A 16,888-nucleotide genomic window follows, 5' to 3' on the forward strand; every position below is an offset into this window, starting at 1 on the left:
CAACCCGGTTTCATGTCCCGCACAAACAAAAACGCCCCCGGCCTTGCGACCGGGGGCGTTTTCATTCAGCCGGAACTAAGACTCAGTTCTTGGCTTTCTTGGCAGCGCGGGTACGCTCGCCTTCGTCGAGGATCTTCTTGCGTAGACGGATCGACTTAGGAGTCACTTCGCACAGCTCGTCGTCCTGGATGAATTCCAGAGCCTGTTCCAGGGTGAAGCGAACAGGTGGAACCAGGGCGATGGTTTCGTCTTTACCCGAAGCACGCATGTTGTCGAGCTTCTTGCCCTTGGTAGGGTTGACGCCCAGGTCGTTGTCACGGCTGTTCAGACCAACGATCTGACCGTTGTAGATCTCCTGGCCGTGCTCGACGAACAGCTTGCCGCGCGCCTGCAGGGTTTCCAGGGAGTAGGTCAGGGCCTTGCCGGTTTCAACCGAAACCAGTACGCCGTTCTGACGGCCGGACATGTGGCCGGACTTCATCGGAGCGTAACGGTCGAAGATCGAGGTCAGGATGCCTGCACCGTTGGTCAGGGTCAGGAACTGGTTACGGAAACCGATCAGACCACGGGCTGGAATGTTGTATTCCAGGCGTACACGGCCCTTGCCATCCGGAACCATGTTGGTCAGGTCGCCTTTACGCAGACCCATTTCTTCCATGACCTTGCCCTGGGAGTCTTCAGGGATGTCGATGGTGACGTTTTCGAACGGCTCGTGCTTGGCACCGTCGACTTCACGGATGATCACTTCCGGACGACCAACACCCATTTCGAAGCCTTCGCGACGCATGGTTTCGATCAGAACCGAGAGGTGCAGCTCACCACGGCCAGAGACCTTGAACTTGTCAGCCGAGTCGCCTTCTTCAACGCGCAGTGCAACGTTGTACAGCAGCTCTTTGTCCAGACGTTCCTTGATGTTGCGGGAAGTCACGAACTTGCCTTCTTTACCGCAGAACGGCGAGTCGTTGACCTGGAAGGTCATCGAAACGGTTGGCTCGTCAACGGTCAGCGGCTTCATCGCTTCAACTGCGTCCGGGGAGCACAGGGTGTCGGAGATGAACAGCTCGTCGAAACCGCTGATGCAGACGATGTCGCCAGCCTGGGCTTCTTCGACGTCAACGCGGTGCAGGCCGTGGTGACCCATCAGCTTGAGGATACGACCGTTGCGCTTCTTGCCATCGACGTCGATAGCCACCACCGGGGTGTTCGGCTTGACGCGACCGCGAGCGATACGGCCAACACCGATAACACCGAGGAAGCTGTTGTAGTCCAGTGCCGAGATCTGCATCTGGAACGGACCGTCACGGTCAACAGCAGGGGCCGGTACGTTGTCGACGATCGACTGGTACAGCGGGGTCATGTCTTCGGCCATTTCGGTGTGGTCCAGACCGGCAATGCCGTTCAGGGCCGAGGCGTAGACGACTTTGAAGTCCAGCTGTTCGTCGGTGGCACCGAGGTTGTCGAACAGATCGAAGATCTGGTCCAGAACCCAGTCAGGACGCGCGCCCGGACGGTCGACCTTGTTGATCACCACGATTGGACGCAGGCCGGCTTCGAAAGCCTTCTTGGTCACGAAACGGGTTTGCGGCATAGGGCCGTCTTGAGCGTCGACCAGCAGCAGTACGGAGTCGACCATCGACATTACACGTTCAACCTCGCCACCGAAGTCGGCGTGGCCGGGGGTGTCGACGATGTTGATGTGGTAGCCGTTCCAGTTGATGGCGGTGTTTTTCGCCAGAATGGTAATACCGCGCTCTTTTTCCTGGTCGTTGGAGTCCATGACGCGCTCGTCGTTGAGCTCGTTACGCTCCAGAGTGCCGGACTGACGCAGGAGTTTGTCGACCAGGGTGGTTTTACCATGGTCAACGTGGGCGATGATGGCGATGTTACGCAGATTTTCGATCACGTGTGTATCTCGATCAGAGGATTCGGGTTGCCGCCCAGTCTAGGCGGCGAATATGAATGAATGGCGCTCAAACGGCCCGGTGGTCGGGAGGGCGATGGCGGATGCTCCCGCCATATAGCCCCGGCGTCTTATGTCGGACGATAAACGCGCACATTGGCATGTCCCTCACTGAGCAGATGATGGGCATGCAGGCGACTCATTACTCCCTTGTCGCAATACAGCAGGTACTGGCGCGTGGCATCCAGCTCCTTGAAGCGACTGTTCAGGGCGTAGAACGGCAAGGCCTGGACCTCGATGCCGTCCAGTTCCAGGGGCTGGTCTTCCTGGGCATCAGGGTGGCGAATGTCGATCACCACCTGCCCGGCCAGCGCCTGGCTGACTTCTTCGATCTGGATATCCTGGCTGAGTTCATCGATCACGTGGTCGATGGAGATCAGCCGAGCGCGCTCCAGGGCACGCTCGAGCACCGCCATGTCGAACTGCTTCTCTTCATGCTCGAGGCGATGACGCTTGGCGCAAGTGGTCGGGTTCACCGAAATCACGCCGCAGTATTCAGGCATGTGCTTGGCGAACTCGGCGGTGCCGATCTGCTGGGCCTGGTCGATGATGTCCTGCTTGTGGCTGGCCAGCAGCGGGCGCAGCACCAGCTTCTCGGTGGCCGAGTCGATCACCGCAAGGTTCGGCAGGGTCTGGCTCGAGACCTGGGAGATGGCTTCACCGGTCACCAGGGCGTCGATCTGCAGGCGGTCGGCGATATTGGTCGCCGCGCGCAGCATCATGCGCTTGAGGGTCACGCCCATGTAGCTGTTGTCGACCTTGCCGAGGATCTCGCCGACCACTTCTTCGAACGGCACGCTGACGAACAGCACGCGCTGGCTGCTGCCGTACTTTTTCCACAGGAAGTGGGCGACTTCCATCACCCCCAACTCGTGGGCGCGGCCGCCAAGGTTGAAGAAGCAGAAGTGGGTCATCAGGCCGCGACGCATCATCTGGTAGGCGGCGACGGTGGAGTCGAAACCACCGGACATCAGCACCAGGGTCTGCTCCAGCGCGCCCAGCGGGTAACCGCCGATGCCTTTGTGCTGGTTGTGGATGACGTACAGGCGCTTGTCGCGCACCTCGATGCGTACCTCGACTTCGGGCGTGCGCAGATCGATACCGGCGGCGCCGCATTGCTGGCGCAGCTGGCTGCCGACGTAGCGGTCGACGTCCATCGAGGTGAAATCGTGGTGACCGCCGCGCTTGCAGCGTACGGCGAAGCGCTTGCCCGCCAGCAGGTAACCGAAGTGCTGCTTGCACTTGGCGACGATGTCGTCGAAATCACCCAGCGGGTATTCGTCGACCTGCAGGAAATGGGCAATGCCCGGCGTGCAGCTCAGACGCTCGGTCATCTCGCGCAGGACCTTCTCGTCCTCGATGTGAGTGATCACTTCGAGGTTATCCCAGACACCGTTAACCGCGAGCGCAGGATCGAGGTCCTTGAGCACGTTGCGGATGTTGCGGGCCAGTTGACGGATGAAGCGCTTGCGAACCGGCCGGCTCTTGATGGTGATCTCTGGGAAGACTTTTACGATTAGTTTCATGAAAAACAGCGCGCGAGGTGCCGACTAAAAAAGTGGGGCGCGGATTATAGCGGAAATTGCTCAAGCTTTGAGCAACTTTTGTACAGAAGGTTTTTCTCGCACCGTTATGGTGCATCATGGCTATTTAGCGCATCGTAAGGGTGCAGAAAAAACCGCTGATTTCAGCGAATCGGGCGAAAACGCTTGGGTTTGGGGCAAAAATCCCAACTCGGGGCACTGGCATGCAATTTGCTCCCTTGTGAGGCAGGTTGCCTTGGCCGACTATTCGCGCCCGGCATCACCCAAATTAAAGGGCTGCACAGGCAAGCTCTACCCCACCCGGAGGACACTATGTCGAAGTCGGTTCAACTCATCAAAGATCATGACGTTAAATGGATTGATCTGCGCTTCACTGACACCAAAGGCACTCAGCACCACGTGACCATGCCAGCTCGTGATGCGCTGGATGAAGATTTCTTCGAAGCCGGCAAGATGTTCGACGGTTCCTCCATCGCTGGCTGGAAAGGCATCGAAGCCTCCGACATGATCCTGATGCCGGACGACTCCTCCGCCGTGCTCGACCCGTTCACCGAAGAGCCGACCCTGATCCTGGTCTGCGACATCATCGAACCTTCGACCATGCAAGGCTACGACCGCGACCCACGCGCCATCGCCCGCCGCGCCGAAGAGTACCTGAAGACCACCGGTATCGGTGACACCGTGTTCGTCGGCCCAGAGCCTGAGTTCTTCATCTTCGACGAAGTGAAGTTCAAGTCCGACATTTCCGGCTCGATGTTCAAGATCTACTCCGAGCAAGGCTCGTGGATGTCCGACCAGGACGTCGAAGGCGGCAACAAAGGCCACCGTCCAGGCGTCAAAGGCGGCTACTTCCCGGTACCACCGTTCGACCACGACCACGAAATCCGTACTGCCATGTGCAACGCCATGGAAGAAATGGGCCTGGTCATCGAAGTCCACCACCACGAAGTGGCAACTGCCGGCCAGAACGAAATCGGCGTGCAGTTCAACACCCTGGTGAAGAAGGCTGACGAAGTTCAGACCCTCAAATACTGCGTGCACAACGTTGCCGACGCCTACGGCCGCACCGCTACCTTCATGCCTAAGCCACTGTACGGCGACAACGGCTCGGGTATGCACGTGCACATGTCCATCTCCAAAGATGGCAAGAACACCTTCTCCGGCGAAGGCTATGCCGGCCTGTCCGACACCGCCCTGTACTTCATCGGCGGTATCATCAAGCACGGTAAGGCCCTGAACGGCTTCACCAACCCGGCTACCAACTCCTACAAGCGTCTGGTACCAGGCTTCGAAGCACCGGTCATGCTGGCCTACTCGGCGCGCAACCGTTCCGCCTCGATCCGCATCCCGTACGTTTCCAGCCCGAAAGCCCGCCGCATCGAAGCGCGCTTCCCGGACCCGGCTGCCAACCCGTACCTGTGCTTCGCAGCACTGATGATGGCCGGCCTGGACGGTATCCAGAACAAGATCCACCCAGGCGATGCCGCCGACAAGAACCTGTACGACCTGCCGCCTGAAGAGGCGAAAGAGATCCCACAGGTTTGCGGCAGCCTGAAAGAAGCCCTGGAAGAGCTGGACAAAGGCCGTGCGTTCCTGACCAAGGGCGGCGTGTTCTCCGACGACTTCATCGATGCCTACATCGCGCTGAAAAGCGAAGAAGAAATCAAGGTCCGCACCTTCGTACACCCACTGGAATACGAGCTGTACTACAGCTGCTAAGCCAGTGACGCTCGCGCAAGCGGCGTAGCTTGAAAAAAGGCCTCCTTCGGGAGGCCTTTTTCATACATATTCTTCAGATGTTCCCGATAGGTCAGCCTCCTGACCTCGACCATGCTGGCTCAGCAATCCACGCCCGAGCCCATCATGACCCGCACCCCGATCACACTCACCCTGCTTGCCTTGCTGACAGGCTGCAGTACCCCGCCAGCACCGCTCGAATCACAGGTGCTGCTACGCACCAACACCGCCTGGGACGGCAGCCCCTACCCGCGCTACCCCGACGGGCCAGCGGAGCTGACCCTGGTTAAAATCCACATTCCGCCTGAAACAACCCTCGACTGGCACAGCCATCCGCTGCCCAACGCCGGCTACCTGCTTGCAGGTGAACTGCTGGTGGAAACCCGCGACAGCAACAAACAGGTAAGCATCAAGGCCGGAGACGCCCTCGCCGAGATCGTCGATGGCGTGCATCGCGGGCGTACAGGCGCGCAAGCGGCCGAACTGATTGTTTTTTATGCCGGCAGCCAGGGTGTGCCGCTTTCCCAGCCCGCGCCAGCCACCACACCACTCACCGCCTTGCTCGACAGCATCGACCAGCGCCTGCACATCGCCCACGCGGTTGCCCTGAACAAATGGGACTCGGGCCAGCCAGTAGAAGCGCCTGAACGCGAGCAGCAGGTGATTGCCAATGCCCAGTCCCAGGCCCTGCGCTTTGGTGTCGACGGGCAACGGGCAGCGCTGTTCTTCGCCGATCAGATCGAAGCCAACAAGCTGCTGCAGTACAGCGCGCTGTCGCGCTGGCATGCCGTCGGCAGCGCACCGCAAACCCCGCGGGTCGATCTGGGCAGCCAGCTGCGCCCGCAGCTGGATCGCCTGCAGCGCACCCTGCTCAGCCAGTTGGCCGAGTTTGATCGCAACCGCCCGGCCCATTGCCCGGCAACCCTTGCCCAGGCCATCGCGCAACGAGCCCGAGACCCGCAGCAATCCGTGGCGCTGATCCGCGCCACCACGCATTTGTGCTCGCCGCAGTAATCCTTCCTCTATGCTCTATATTGGTGCACGCATCTGCCTGCACCTGAGCAACTCAGCCCATTTTGGTTCACAAGAAGCGTCATCTCAGGACTTTGTAGGCATTTTTCGCGCAAATACAGGTCTTAATCCGGAAATTCCGCTTCTTTTCGGAGCCTTGGTTTGCTTTTTGCATTTTCTTTGTACCAGCGGATTACCAGCGACCGCGACTTGGGCCCAGGCCGAGGTTGTATGAGCCAAAAGAGGTCAACGACGCCCCATGACCATCAGCGATGCACTGCACCGACTGCTACTGGACAACCTGACCACCGCCACCATCCTGCTCGATGCCGAACTGCGCCTTGAGTACATGAACCCGGCAGCGGAGATGCTCCTGGCCATCAGCGGCCAGCGCAGCCATGGTCAGTTCATCAGCGAGCTGTTCACCGAATCGCCCGAGGCGCTGAACTCCCTACGCCAGGCAGTGGAGCAGGCGCACCCCTTCACCAAGCGCGAAGCGCAACTGACCTCGCTGACCGGCCAGACCCAGACCGTCGACTACGCGGTAACGCCGATCCTCAGCAAGGGCGCGACCCTGCTGCTGCTCGAAGTGCACCCGCGTGACCGCCTGCTGCGCATCACCAAGGAAGAGGCCCAGCTGTCCAAGCAGGAAACCACCAAGATGCTGGTGCGCGGCCTGGCCCACGAGATCAAGAACCCGCTCGGTGGCATTCGCGGCGCCGCCCAGTTGTTGGCCCGCGAACTGCCCGAGGAAGGCCTGAAGGACTACACCAATGTAATCATTGAAGAGGCCGACCGCCTGCGCAACCTGGTCGACCGCATGCTCGGCTCGAACAAGCTGCCGTCGCTGGCCCTGACCAATATTCATGAGGTGCTGGAGCGGGTCTGCAGCCTGGTCGAGGCCGAAAGCCAGGGTGGCATCACCCTGGTGCGCGATTACGACCCGAGCCTGCCGGACGTGCTGATCGACCGCGAACAGATGATCCAGGCGGTGCTCAACATCGTGCGCAACGCCATGCAGGCCATCAGCGGCCAGAACGAGCTGCGCCTGGGCCGCATCAGCCTGCGCACCCGGGCCATGCGCCAGTTCACCATCGGCCACACCCGTCACCGCCTGGTGGCCCGCATCGAGATCATCGACAACGGCCCGGGCATCCCTGCCGAGCTGCAGGAAACCATCTTCTACCCCATGGTCAGCGGCCGCCCGGACGGTACCGGGCTGGGCCTGGCCATTACCCAGAACATCATCAGCCAGCACCAGGGCCTGATCGAATGTGACAGTCACCCTGGCCACACCACCTTCTCGATCTTCCTGCCGCTGGAACAAGGAGCCACCGCCTCATGAGCCGAAGTGAAACTGTCTGGATCGTCGACGATGATCGTTCCATCCGCTGGGTGCTGGAAAAGGCCCTGCAACAGGAAGGCATGACCACCCAGAGCTTCGACAGCGCCGACGGGGTCATGAGCCGCCTGGCCCGGCAACAGCCGGACGTGATCATTTCCGACATCCGCATGCCCGGCGCCAGCGGCCTGGACTTGCTCGCGCAGATCCGCGAGCAGCACCCGCGCCTGCCGGTGATCATCATGACCGCCCATTCCGACCTCGACAGCGCGGTGGCGTCCTATCAGGGCGGCGCCTTCGAATACCTGCCCAAGCCATTCGATGTCGACGAGGCGGTATCGCTGGTCAAGCGCGCCAACCAGCACGCCCAGGAGCAACAGGGCCTGGACGTCGCCCCGAGCCTGACCCGCACCCCGGAGATCATCGGCGAAGCGCCGGCAATGCAGGAGGTGTTCCGCGCCATCGGCCGCCTGAGCCACTCCAACATCACCGTGCTGATCAACGGCGAGTCCGGTACCGGTAAAGAACTGGTCGCCCACGCCCTGCACCGTCACAGCCCGAGGGCGGCGTCGCCGTTCATCGCCTTGAACATGGCGGCGATCCCCAAGGACCTGATGGAATCGGAACTGTTCGGCCACGAGAAAGGCGCCTTCACCGGCGCTGCCAACCTGCGCCGCGGACGCTTCGAGCAGGCCGATGGCGGCACGCTGTTCCTCGACGAGATCGGCGACATGCCGGCCGATACCCAGACCCGCCTGCTGCGGGTGCTGGCCGATGGTGAGTTCTACCGGGTAGGCGGCCATGTGCCGGTCAAGGTTGATGTGCGAATCATTGCCGCCACCCACCAGAACCTGGAAACCCTGGTGCAGGCCGGCAAATTCCGCGAAGACCTGTTCCACCGCCTGAACGTGATCCGCATCCACATCCCGCGCCTGGCCGATCGTCGCGAAGACATCCCGACCCTGGCCCGCCACTTCCTCGGCCGCGCCGCCCAGGAACTGGCGGTGGAGCCGAAATTGCTCAAGGCCGAAACCGAGGAGTTCATCCGCAACCTGCCGTGGCCGGGCAACGTGCGCCAGCTGGAAAACACCTGCCGCTGGATCACGGTGATGGCCTCGGGACGCGAAGTGCATATCGGCGACCTGCCGCCCGAGCTGCTCAACCTGCCGCAAGATTCAGCGCCGGTGACCAACTGGGAACAGGCCCTGCGCCAGTGGGCAGACCAGGCCTTGGCCCGCGGCCAATCGAGCCTGCTCGACAGCGCCGTGCCGAGTTTTGAGCGGATCATGATCGAGACCGCCCTCAAGCACACCGCCGGCCGCCGCCGCGATGCCGCAGTGCTGCTGGGCTGGGGCCGCAACACCCTGACGCGCAAGATCAAGGAGTTGGGGATGAAGGTCGATGGCGGCGACGAGGAAGGTGACGACGAGGCCTGACCTGTGGGAGCTGGCTTGCCAGCGATCGAGCGCGAAGCGGTCGTCCGGCCTGTAGAGTGCACAGACTGCATTGACCTCATCGCTGGCAAGCCAGCTCCCACAAGATTGCAATTTGCCCCATTGATGCACCGACCCTGCTATCGGTGCACCGCCTGAAGGCACAAATCCCCGGCAAAACCCCGCCTAACCCCTTAAAACCCGCCATTTCCCGCACTGCAACAAAACTGGCACACACCCTGCATTAGTATCAGTACTTCCAGTTTTGGGGACCTTGGTACAGGCAGGCCGGGGAATCCCCTCTTTTATTCGCGCAGTTTCACCTGCACCCGCCAGCGTCCGCCCTCCTCTGCACCGGCCCATTCGCCATGCAGAGGGCGGGCCGCGACCAGGGTCACAAGCAAGCCGCCGTCACTGTGCTGCACCCGCCAGCTCACCGGTTTGCCCTGCAACTGCAACTGACCCCGCGCAACCTTGCCCTCGGCCTCGAACAGTAGCGCCAGGGTACCTTCGACTTCTTCGCCGTGCAGCTTGGGCTCTTCATTGAACCACAGGTTCAAGCCCGCCTCGACCACCTCGACCTGCTCCAGCACCCGTGGCTCTGGCGCAGTCAGGCGACCGATCATCAGCCCCACCAGCATGCCGAACAGCGCCAGGGAAAACAGCACGCGCGGCCATAGCTGCGAACGCGGGTCCGGTTCAGGAGTAGAATGCTCGACATCTTTATGTTCGGAGCCGTGCATGTTTCACGTCATCCTCTTTCAACCAGAGATTCCGCCGAATACCGGCAACATCATCAGACTGTGCGCCAACAGCGGTTGCCACCTGCACCTGATCGAGCCGATCGGCTTCGAGCTGGACGACAAGCGCTTGCGCCGGGCCGGTCTGGACTACCACGAGTATGCCACGCTCAAGCGCCACCCAGACCTGCCCAGTTGCCTGGAAAGCCTTGGCCAGCCGCGGCTGTTCGCCTTCACCACGAAGGCCTCGCACCCTTACCACGAAACCGCCTTCCAGCCGGGCGACGCCTTCCTGTTCGGCCCCGAAAGCCGTGGCCTGCCGGCCGAGGTGCTGGACAGCCTGCCCGCCGAGCAGCGCCTGCGCCTGCCGATGCGCCCGGGCTGCCGCAGCCTGAACCTGTCCAACACGGTGGCGGTGACGGTGTACGAAGCCTGGCGCCAGCAAGGGTTTGCCTGAGCCAAGAAAAAAGCGCCCCGAGGGGCGCTTTTTGCTTCATCGCAACAGGCTTATTGCAGCGAAGGGGCTTCGCCAGCTTCCTGCATGCGTTGCATTTCCTGAGCGTACAGGGCGTCGAAGTTGACCGGCGAGAGCATCAGCGCCGGGAACGAACCCCGGGTCACCAGGCTGTCCAGCGCTTCACGGGCGTACGGGAACAGGATGTTCGGGCAGAACGCGCCCAGGGTGTGGCTCATCGACGCCGGGTCGAGGTTCTTGATCAGGAAGATACCGGCTTGTTGCACTTCAGCGATGAAGGCCACTTCGTCGCCGTTCTTCACGGTCACCGACAGGGTCAGCACGACTTCGTGGAAGTCGCCTTCCAGGCCTTTCTGCTTGGTGTTCAGGTCCAGGGCAACGCTTGGCTCCCACTGCTGACGGAAGATCGCCGGGCTTTTTGGCGCTTCGAACGACAGGTCGCGCACGTAGATGCGCTGCAGGGAGAATTGCGGAGCGTTGTCGTCGGCTGCGGCTGCGGCGTCGTTGTTCTGTTGATCAGTCATGACAGATCCTTCTTTCCAGAGTCTTTAATGGGTTTCTGATTCAGGCCTTGAGCAGCGCATCGAGCTTGCCGGCGCGCTCCAGGGCATACAGGTCGTCGCAACCGCCGACGTGGGTGGAGCCGATCCAGATCTGCGGCACCGAGGTACGACCGGCCTTCTGGCTCATTTCGGCGCGCACCTGAGGCTTGCCATCGACCTTGATCTCTTCGAAGGCCACGCCTTTGCTTTCAAGCAGGTATTTTGCCCGCGAGCAGTAAGGGCAGTAATCGCTGGAGTAGACGATGACGTTGCTCATGTCACTTCACCAACGGCAGGTTATCGGCCTTCCAGCTCGACACGCCGCCCGACAGCTTGGCCGCGGTGAAGCCGGCCTTGAGCAGTTCGCGCGCGGTGGTGCCGGCGTGCTGGCCCATGGCGTCGACGATGATCAGGGTCTTGTTGGCCTTGTGCTTTTCCAGCTCGCCGATGCGCGCGGCGACCTTGTCCTGGGGAATGTTCACGGCGCCCACGATGTGACCGGCGGCGTAGTCCTTGCTCGAACGGATGTCGATCACCAGGCCCTTGTCGGCGTTGACCAGCGCGGTCAGTTCGCCAGTGCTGAGGCTGCGGCCGCCCTTGCGTGCTTCGGTGACGATCAGCAAAACCAGCAGAACGACGAAGATACCGACCAGCAGATAGTGATTTGTTGCGAATTCAATCAGGTGAGCAACCATCGGAGGGTGTTCCAGGCCATTAAAAATGTTGGCCAGTATACACAGCCCCCAAGGTCGGCCAAAGCCCGCCGGGCAGGGTTATCGCCAGTAATTCTCATTGCCGGGCTACAGCCCGTCGGCCCGCGCCGTCGGGCCTGCAAGGTTAATTCGTCATTCGTGGCCAATTTGCCCTAAAATGCGTGTCTTTATCATCTGAACAACCGTGAGTGTGGGATTGATGACGAGCACGCCAAAACCCTTGGTCCTGATCATCCTCGATGGTTTCGGTCACAGCGAAAGCCACGAATACAACGCCATCTATTCGGCCAACACGCCAGTCTACGATCGCCTGCGCGCCACCCAGCCGCACGGCTTGATCTCTGGCTCCGGCATGGATGTCGGCCTGCCGGACGGGCAGATGGGCAACTCCGAGGTCGGCCACATGAACCTCGGTGCTGGCCGCGTGGTTTACCAGGACTTCACCCGGGTGACCAAGGCGATCAAGGACGGCGAGTTCTTCACAAACCCCGTGCTGTGCGGCGCGGTCGACAAGGCCGTCGGCGCCGGCAAGGCGGTGCACATCCTTGGCCTGCTGTCCGATGGCGGCGTGCACAGCCACCAGGACCATCTGGTGGCCATGGCCGAGCTTGCCGCCAAACGCGGTGCCGAGAAAATCTACCTGCACGCCTTCCTCGACGGTCGCGACACCCCGCCGAAAAGCGCGCAATCCTCGATCGAACTGCTCGACGCCGCCTTCGCCAAACTGGGCAAGGGCCGCATCGCCAGCCTGATCGGCCGCTACTACGCCATGGACCGCGACAACCGCTGGGACCGCGTATCGGCTGCCTACAACCTGATCGTCGACAGCAGCGCCGAATTCACTGCCGACACCGCCCTGGCCGGCCTTGAAGCCGCCTACGCCCGCGACGAGAGCGACGAATTCGTCAAGGCCACGCGCATTGGCGAAGCGGTAAAGGTCGAAGACGGCGACGCGGTAATCTTCATGAACTTCCGTGCCGACCGCGCCCGCGAGCTGTCGCGGGTGTTCGTCGAACCGGACTTCAACGAATTCCCACGGGCACGCCTGCCAAAACTGGCTGCCTACATCGGCCTGACCCAGTACTCGGCAAAAATCCCGGCGCCGGCCGCCTTTGCCCCTGGCAGCCTGAACAATGTGCTCGGCGAATACCTGGCGAAAAACGGCAAGACCCAGCTGCGCATCGCCGAAACCGAGAAGTACGCCCACGTCACCTTCTTCTTCTCCGGTGGTCGCGAAGAGCCGTTTGAAGGCGAAGAGCGCATCCTTATCCCGTCGCCGAAGGTCGCCACCTATGACCTGCAGCCGGAAATGAGCGCACCGGAAGTCACCGACCGCATTGTCGAAGCCATCGAGCAGCAGCGTTACGACGTGATCGTGGTCAACTACGCCAACGGCGACATGGTCGGCCACAGCGGCGTGTTCGAGGCCGCGGTCAAGGCCGTCGAGGCCCTGGACCTGTGCGTCGGGCGCATCGTCGAGGCGCTGGACAAGGTCGGCGGCGAAGCGCTGATCACCGCCGACCACGGCAACGTCGAGCAGATGGAAGACGAATGCACCGGCCAGGCGCACACTGCGCACACCACCGAGCCGGTGCCGTTCATCTATGTCGGCAAGCGCAAGGTGCAGGTCCGCGAAGGCGGCGTGCTGGCCGACGTGGCGCCGACCATGCTCAAGCTGCTGGGCCTGGAAAAACCGGCAGAAATGACTGGCACCTCGATTCTGATCGACGGCTAAAGCCGTTAGCGACAAGCTGCAAGCCGCAAGAAAGAGCCCATTGACCCGCTTTTCTTGCCGCTTGTGGCTTGCCGCTTGTAGTTAAAGCCGTTTTTTTTGCCGCCTATGGCGGGCATACTAGGCCAGTCTCTATGCCTGGTGCCGCCCACCCCATGTTTCGCGCCCTGATCGTACTCGCCCTGTCTTGCCTGCTCAGTCCGGCTTTTGCCGATGAGCGCGCGCAAACCCAGCAGCAACTGGACGCTACGCGCCAGGACATTGCCGAGCTGAAAAAGATGCTTGGCAAGCTGCAGGAAGAAAAATCCGGCGTGCAGAAAGACCTGCGCTCAACCGAAACCGACATCGGCAAGCTGGAAAAGCAGGTGGAGGCCCTGCAACTCGAACTAAAAAAGACCGAAGGCGAACTGGAGCGCCTTGATACCGAGAAAAAAAAACTCCAGAGCGCCCGCATTGAACAGCAACGACTGATCGCCATCCAGGCCCGTTCGGCCTATCAGAATGGCCGCGAGGAGTACCTGAAGCTGCTGCTCAACCAGCAGAATCCGGAAAAATTCGCCCGCACCCTGACTTATTACGATTACCTGAGCCAGGCACGCCTGACCCAGCTGCGTAATTTCAACGAGACCTTGCGCCAATTGGCCAACGTCGAAAAAGACATCAACCTGCAGCAGGCCCAGTTGCTGGCCCAGCAAGGCACCCTCGACAGCCAGCGCCAGGCGCTGGAAAAAGTCCGCACCGAGCGTAAAGAGGTGCTGGCCAAGCTCAACAACGACGTCAAGGCCCGCGACCAGAAGCTGCAGGCCCGCGAGCAGGACCAGGCCGACCTGAGCAAGGTGCTCAAGACCATCGAGGAAACCCTCGCCCGTCAAGCCCGCGAGGCCGAAGAAGCACGGCAAAAAGCCCTGCTCGCCGCCCAGGAAGCGGAAAAACAACGCCAGCGCGAAGCCCTCGCCGCCAACAGCAGCGACGCGCCGAAAAAGCCCAAGGCGCTTCCCGGCCCGCTGGTGTCCAGCAGCGGCGAAACCTTCGGCGGGGCTTTTTCTGCTGCACGGGGAAAACTTCCATGGCCCGTCAATGGTCGATTGCTGGCACGCTTTGGCGAAACCCGCGGCGATGACTCACGGGCCAAGTGGGACGGGGTAATGATCAGCGCCTCCCAAGGCAGCCAGGTGCGCGCCGTGCATGGCGGCCGGGTAGTGTTTGCCGACTGGTTGCGCGGCGCTGGACTTCTGGTCATTCTCGACCATGGTAATGGTTACCTGAGCCTGTACGGCCATAACCAGAGCTTGCTCAAGAGCGCCGGCGATGTGGTCAAGGCCGGTGAGGCCATCTCCACCGTCGGCAACAGCGGTGGCCAGGACAGCTCGGGGCTGTATTTCGCCATCCGCCAGCAGGGCCGCCCCAGCGACCCCGCACAATGGTGCCGTGCCCAGGGATAGGCAACACCCCTTATTTGACGGCGTAGCGCAACTTCGGGCTGCGCCGATGCTCTACGGAGCGCTACCAGGATCAGGAGTTCGTTCGACATGCTGCAATCGCCTCGCCTCACCTCGCTGGCCCTGACCATCGCCATGGTCCTCGGCGCGCCCCTGGCCCGCGCGGCCGAGCCGGCCAAGCCCGCCGCGATTCCAGCGACGACGGTCTCGGCACCCTCGGCCAAGGCACCGCTGCCGCTGGAAGAGCTGCGCACCTTCGCCGAGGTCATGGACCGCATCAAGGCTGCTTATGTCGAACCGGTAGACGACAAGACCCTGCTGGAAAACGCCATCAAGGGCATGCTCAGCAACCTTGATCCGCACTCGGCCTACCTCGGCCCGGAGGACTTCCTCGAACTGCAGGAGAGCACCAGCGGCGAGTTCGGCGGCCTGGGCATCGAAGTGGGCATGGAAGACGGCTTCATCAAGGTGGTCTCGCCGATCGACGAGACCCCGGCCTCGCGCGCCGGCATCGAAGCTGGCGACCTGATCGTCAAGATCAACGGCCAGCCGACCCGTGGCCAGACCATGACCGAAGCGGTCGACAAGATGCGCGGCAAGGTCGGCGAGAAAATTACCCTGACGTTGGTGCGCGACGGCGGCAACCCGTTCGATGTCACCCTTGCCCGTGCGGTCATCCAGGTCAAGAGCGTCAAGAGCCAGATGCTCGAAGACGGCTACGGCTACATCCGCATCACCCAGTTCCAGGTCAAGACCGGCGAAGAAGTCGGCAAGGCCCTGGCCAAGCTGCGCAAGGACAACGGCAAGAAGCTGCGTGGCCTGGTCCTGGACCTGCGCAACAACCCAGGCGGCGTACTGCAATCAGCCGTGGAAGTGGCCGACCACTTCCTCACCAAGGGCCTGATCGTCTACACCAAGGGCCGCATCGCCAACTCCGAGCTGCGCTTCTCCGCCGACCCGGCCGATGCCAGCGAAGGCGTGCCATTGGTGGTGCTGATCAACGGCGGCAGCGCCTCGGCCTCGGAAATTGTCGCCGGCGCCCTGCAAGACCAGAAACGCGGCGTGCTGATGGGCACCGACAGTTTCGGCAAGGGCTCGGTGCAAACCGTACTGCCGCTGAACAACGACCGCGCACTGAAGATCACTACCGCGCTGTACTTCACCCCCAACGGCCGCTCGATCCAGGCCCAGGGCATCGTCCCGGACATCGAGGTGCGCCGCGCCAAGATCACTGCCGAGCAGGACAGCGAGAACTTCAAGGAAGCCGACCTGCAAGGTCACCTGGGCAACGGCAACGGCGGCGCCGACCGTCCGTCAGGCAAGGCCGGCAGCGCCAAGCCGCGCCCACAGGACGATGACTACCAGCTGAGCCAGGCCCTGAGCCTGCTCAAGGGCCTGAGCATCACCCAGGGTAAATAAGGCCAGTCGATGCGTTACCTGCTGTTGACCCTGTTGTACCTGATGAGCGGCGTCGCCCTGGCGGCGCCGGCTCATGCGGGCAAGGCCTACCTGACACTGATCATCGACGACCTGGGGCAGAACCCTGCGCGCGACTCACGCACCCTGGCCCTGCCCGGGCCGGTGACCCTGGCGATCATGCCCGATACCCCGCATGCCACCGACTTCGCCCGCCAGGCCCATCGCGCCGGCAAGACGGTGATCCTGCACATGCCCATGGACCCGGCGACCGGCCCCTACGCCTGGCACCCCGGCACGCCGCTGCCGGAGCTGGAACGACGGCTGAACGCGGCGCTCGACAAAGTCCCCTATGCCGTCGGCATCAACAACCACATGGGCAGCCGCATGACCGCCGAGCCTGCGGCTATGGCCTGGTTGATGGGAGAATTGCAGCGCCGCGGCCTGTTCTTCGTCGACAGCCGCACCAGCGCCGCTACGGTAGCCGCCAAATCCGCGCAGGACATCAGCCTGGCCAGCGTCTCGCGGGATGTCTTTCTCGATGACGTGCGCACCACCGACGCCATTGCCGGCCAGCTGCAACAGGGCATCGCCCTGGCGCGCAAGCAGGGCACGGCAGTGCTGATCGGTCACCCTTATCCACAGACCCTGGAAGTCCTTGAGCGCGAACTGCCCAAGCTCAAGGCCCAGGGCATCGAATGGATCGAAATTGCGCAGATGATCGCCGAGCGCGGCAATCGGGCGATGCCGGCTCACGGCAAGCAGGGCCTTTACAGCCCTGCTCGTGCGGCCCAGTGAGCCTTC

15 protein-coding genes are annotated in these 16,888 nt (G+C 62.0%); 9 read left to right on the top strand and 6 right to left on the bottom strand.

The window, feature by feature from the left end:
* Positions 1-82 precede the first annotated feature (82 nt).
* The gene (typA, locus tag ACIOVF_RS07810; RefSeq protein WP_045193901.1) at positions 83-1,903 is read right to left on the bottom strand and encodes a translational GTPase TypA; all 1,821 of its coding nucleotides are present in this window, start codon (positions 1,901-1,903) and stop codon (positions 83-85) included.
* Between the two features lie 128 nt (positions 1,904-2,031).
* Positions 2,032-3,486, bottom strand: a complete 1,455-nt coding sequence (gene thiI / locus ACIOVF_RS07815; protein ID WP_045193902.1) for a tRNA uracil 4-sulfurtransferase ThiI — start codon at positions 3,484-3,486, stop codon at positions 2,032-2,034.
* A gap of 330 nt (positions 3,487-3,816) precedes the next feature.
* On the opposite strand from thiI, the gene glnA reads away from it, so the two are divergent.
* The 4 genes from glnA to ntrC all read left to right on the top strand — a co-directional run bounded on the left by glnA (position 3,817) and on the right by ntrC (position 9,030).
* Positions 3,817-5,223, top strand: a complete 1,407-nt coding sequence (gene glnA / locus ACIOVF_RS07820) for a glutamate--ammonia ligase (RefSeq protein WP_038997584.1) — start codon at positions 3,817-3,819, stop codon at positions 5,221-5,223.
* 144 nt (positions 5,224-5,367) lie between these two features.
* Positions 5,368-6,255, top strand: a complete 888-nt coding sequence (locus tag ACIOVF_RS07825) for a chorismate mutase (RefSeq protein ID WP_093377049.1) — start codon at positions 5,368-5,370, stop codon at positions 6,253-6,255.
* Positions 6,256-6,511: 256 nt separating this feature from the next.
* Positions 6,512-7,597 carry a nitrogen regulation protein NR(II) gene (glnL, locus tag ACIOVF_RS07830; protein WP_045193903.1) on the top strand — a complete coding sequence of 362 codons (1,086 nt, stop codon included), beginning with the start codon at positions 6,512-6,514 and terminating at the stop codon, positions 7,595-7,597.
* A complete protein-coding gene (gene ntrC, locus ACIOVF_RS07835) occupies positions 7,594-9,030 on the top strand; it encodes a nitrogen regulation protein NR(I) (RefSeq protein ID WP_045193904.1) in 1,437 nt (478 codons plus the stop codon). Before glnL ends, ntrC begins: the two co-directional genes overlap by 4 nt.
* Positions 9,031-9,332: 302 nt before the next feature.
* Here the strand turns inward: ntrC and ACIOVF_RS07840 are convergent, their stop codons facing one another.
* Positions 9,333-9,770 carry a hypothetical protein gene (locus tag ACIOVF_RS07840; RefSeq protein ID WP_045193905.1) on the bottom strand — a complete coding sequence of 146 codons (438 nt, stop codon included), beginning with the start codon at positions 9,768-9,770 and terminating at the stop codon, positions 9,333-9,335.
* Between ACIOVF_RS07840 and ACIOVF_RS07845 the strand changes: the two genes are divergently transcribed.
* Positions 9,769-10,224 carry a tRNA (cytidine(34)-2'-O)-methyltransferase gene (locus ACIOVF_RS07845; protein WP_195885493.1) on the top strand — a complete coding sequence of 152 codons (456 nt, stop codon included), beginning with the start codon at positions 9,769-9,771 and terminating at the stop codon, positions 10,222-10,224. The genes ACIOVF_RS07840 and ACIOVF_RS07845 overlap by 2 nt on opposite strands.
* A 50-nt stretch (positions 10,225-10,274) precedes the next feature.
* On the opposite strand, the gene secB is transcribed toward ACIOVF_RS07845, so the two are convergent.
* The 3 genes from secB to ACIOVF_RS07860 are packed head-to-tail and all read right to left on the bottom strand — an operon-like array spanning position 10,275 to position 11,479.
* Positions 10,275-10,766 carry a protein-export chaperone SecB gene (gene secB, locus ACIOVF_RS07850; protein WP_045193907.1) on the bottom strand — a complete coding sequence of 164 codons (492 nt, stop codon included), beginning with the start codon at positions 10,764-10,766 and terminating at the stop codon, positions 10,275-10,277.
* 40 nt (positions 10,767-10,806) lie between these two features.
* Entirely contained in the window at positions 10,807-11,061 is a 255-nt protein-coding gene (grxC, locus tag ACIOVF_RS07855) for a glutaredoxin 3 (protein WP_045193908.1), read from the bottom strand.
* Between the two features lies 1 nt (position 11,062).
* Positions 11,063-11,479, bottom strand: a complete 417-nt coding sequence (locus tag ACIOVF_RS07860) for a rhodanese-like domain-containing protein (RefSeq protein ID WP_010222286.1) — start codon at positions 11,477-11,479, stop codon at positions 11,063-11,065.
* A gap of 217 nt (positions 11,480-11,696) precedes the next feature.
* Between ACIOVF_RS07860 and gpmI the strand changes: the two genes are divergently transcribed.
* From gpmI to ACIOVF_RS07880, 4 genes are all read left to right on the top strand, one after another.
* Entirely contained in the window at positions 11,697-13,232 is a 1,536-nt protein-coding gene (gpmI, locus tag ACIOVF_RS07865; RefSeq protein WP_093377059.1) for a 2,3-bisphosphoglycerate-independent phosphoglycerate mutase, read from the top strand.
* A gap of 152 nt (positions 13,233-13,384) precedes the next feature.
* Entirely contained in the window at positions 13,385-14,671 is a 1,287-nt protein-coding gene (locus ACIOVF_RS07870; protein ID WP_258608968.1) for a murein hydrolase activator EnvC, read from the top strand.
* 87 nt (positions 14,672-14,758) lie between these two features.
* Positions 14,759-16,087, top strand: coding sequence for a S41 family peptidase (locus ACIOVF_RS07875; RefSeq protein ID WP_045193911.1), 1,329 nt, complete (start codon positions 14,759-14,761; stop codon positions 16,085-16,087).
* A gap of 9 nt (positions 16,088-16,096) precedes the next feature.
* Entirely contained in the window at positions 16,097-16,882 is a 786-nt protein-coding gene (locus tag ACIOVF_RS07880; RefSeq protein WP_045193912.1) for a divergent polysaccharide deacetylase family protein, read from the top strand.
* The last annotated feature ends 6 nt before the right edge of the window (positions 16,883-16,888 follow it).

The sequence above is a fragment of the Pseudomonas sp. NPDC087612 genome, assembly GCF_044743505.1.
GTDB lineage: Bacteria > Pseudomonadota > Gammaproteobacteria > Pseudomonadales > Pseudomonadaceae > Aquipseudomonas.

Excerpts from the sequence above, each read along its gene's own strand:
- secB (WP_045193907.1), bottom strand. The coding sequence starts at position 10,766 with ATGACTGATCAACAGAACAACGACGCCGCAGCCGCAGCCGACGACAAC.
- ACIOVF_RS07880 (WP_045193912.1), top strand. The coding sequence starts at position 16,097 with ATGCGTTACCTGCTGTTGACCCTGTTGTACCTGATGAGCGGCGTCGCC.
- grxC (WP_045193908.1), bottom strand. The coding sequence starts at position 11,061 with ATGAGCAACGTCATCGTCTACTCCAGCGATTACTGCCCTTACTGCTCG.
- gpmI (WP_093377059.1), top strand. The coding sequence starts at position 11,697 with ATGACGAGCACGCCAAAACCCTTGGTCCTGATCATCCTCGATGGTTTC.
- ACIOVF_RS07860 (WP_010222286.1), bottom strand. The coding sequence starts at position 11,479 with ATGGTTGCTCACCTGATTGAATTCGCAACAAATCACTATCTGCTGGTC.
- thiI (WP_045193902.1), bottom strand. The coding sequence starts at position 3,486 with ATGAAACTAATCGTAAAAGTCTTCCCAGAGATCACCATCAAGAGCCGG.
- ntrC (WP_045193904.1), top strand. The coding sequence starts at position 7,594 with ATGAGCCGAAGTGAAACTGTCTGGATCGTCGACGATGATCGTTCCATC.
- ACIOVF_RS07825 (WP_093377049.1), top strand. The coding sequence starts at position 5,368 with ATGACCCGCACCCCGATCACACTCACCCTGCTTGCCTTGCTGACAGGC.
- ACIOVF_RS07875 (WP_045193911.1), top strand. The coding sequence starts at position 14,759 with ATGCTGCAATCGCCTCGCCTCACCTCGCTGGCCCTGACCATCGCCATG.
- glnL (WP_045193903.1), top strand. The coding sequence starts at position 6,512 with ATGACCATCAGCGATGCACTGCACCGACTGCTACTGGACAACCTGACC.
- ACIOVF_RS07870 (WP_258608968.1), top strand. The coding sequence starts at position 13,385 with ATGTTTCGCGCCCTGATCGTACTCGCCCTGTCTTGCCTGCTCAGTCCG.
- ACIOVF_RS07845 (WP_195885493.1), top strand. The coding sequence starts at position 9,769 with ATGTTTCACGTCATCCTCTTTCAACCAGAGATTCCGCCGAATACCGGC.
- glnA (WP_038997584.1), top strand. The coding sequence starts at position 3,817 with ATGTCGAAGTCGGTTCAACTCATCAAAGATCATGACGTTAAATGGATT.
- ACIOVF_RS07840 (WP_045193905.1), bottom strand. The coding sequence starts at position 9,770 with ATGCACGGCTCCGAACATAAAGATGTCGAGCATTCTACTCCTGAACCG.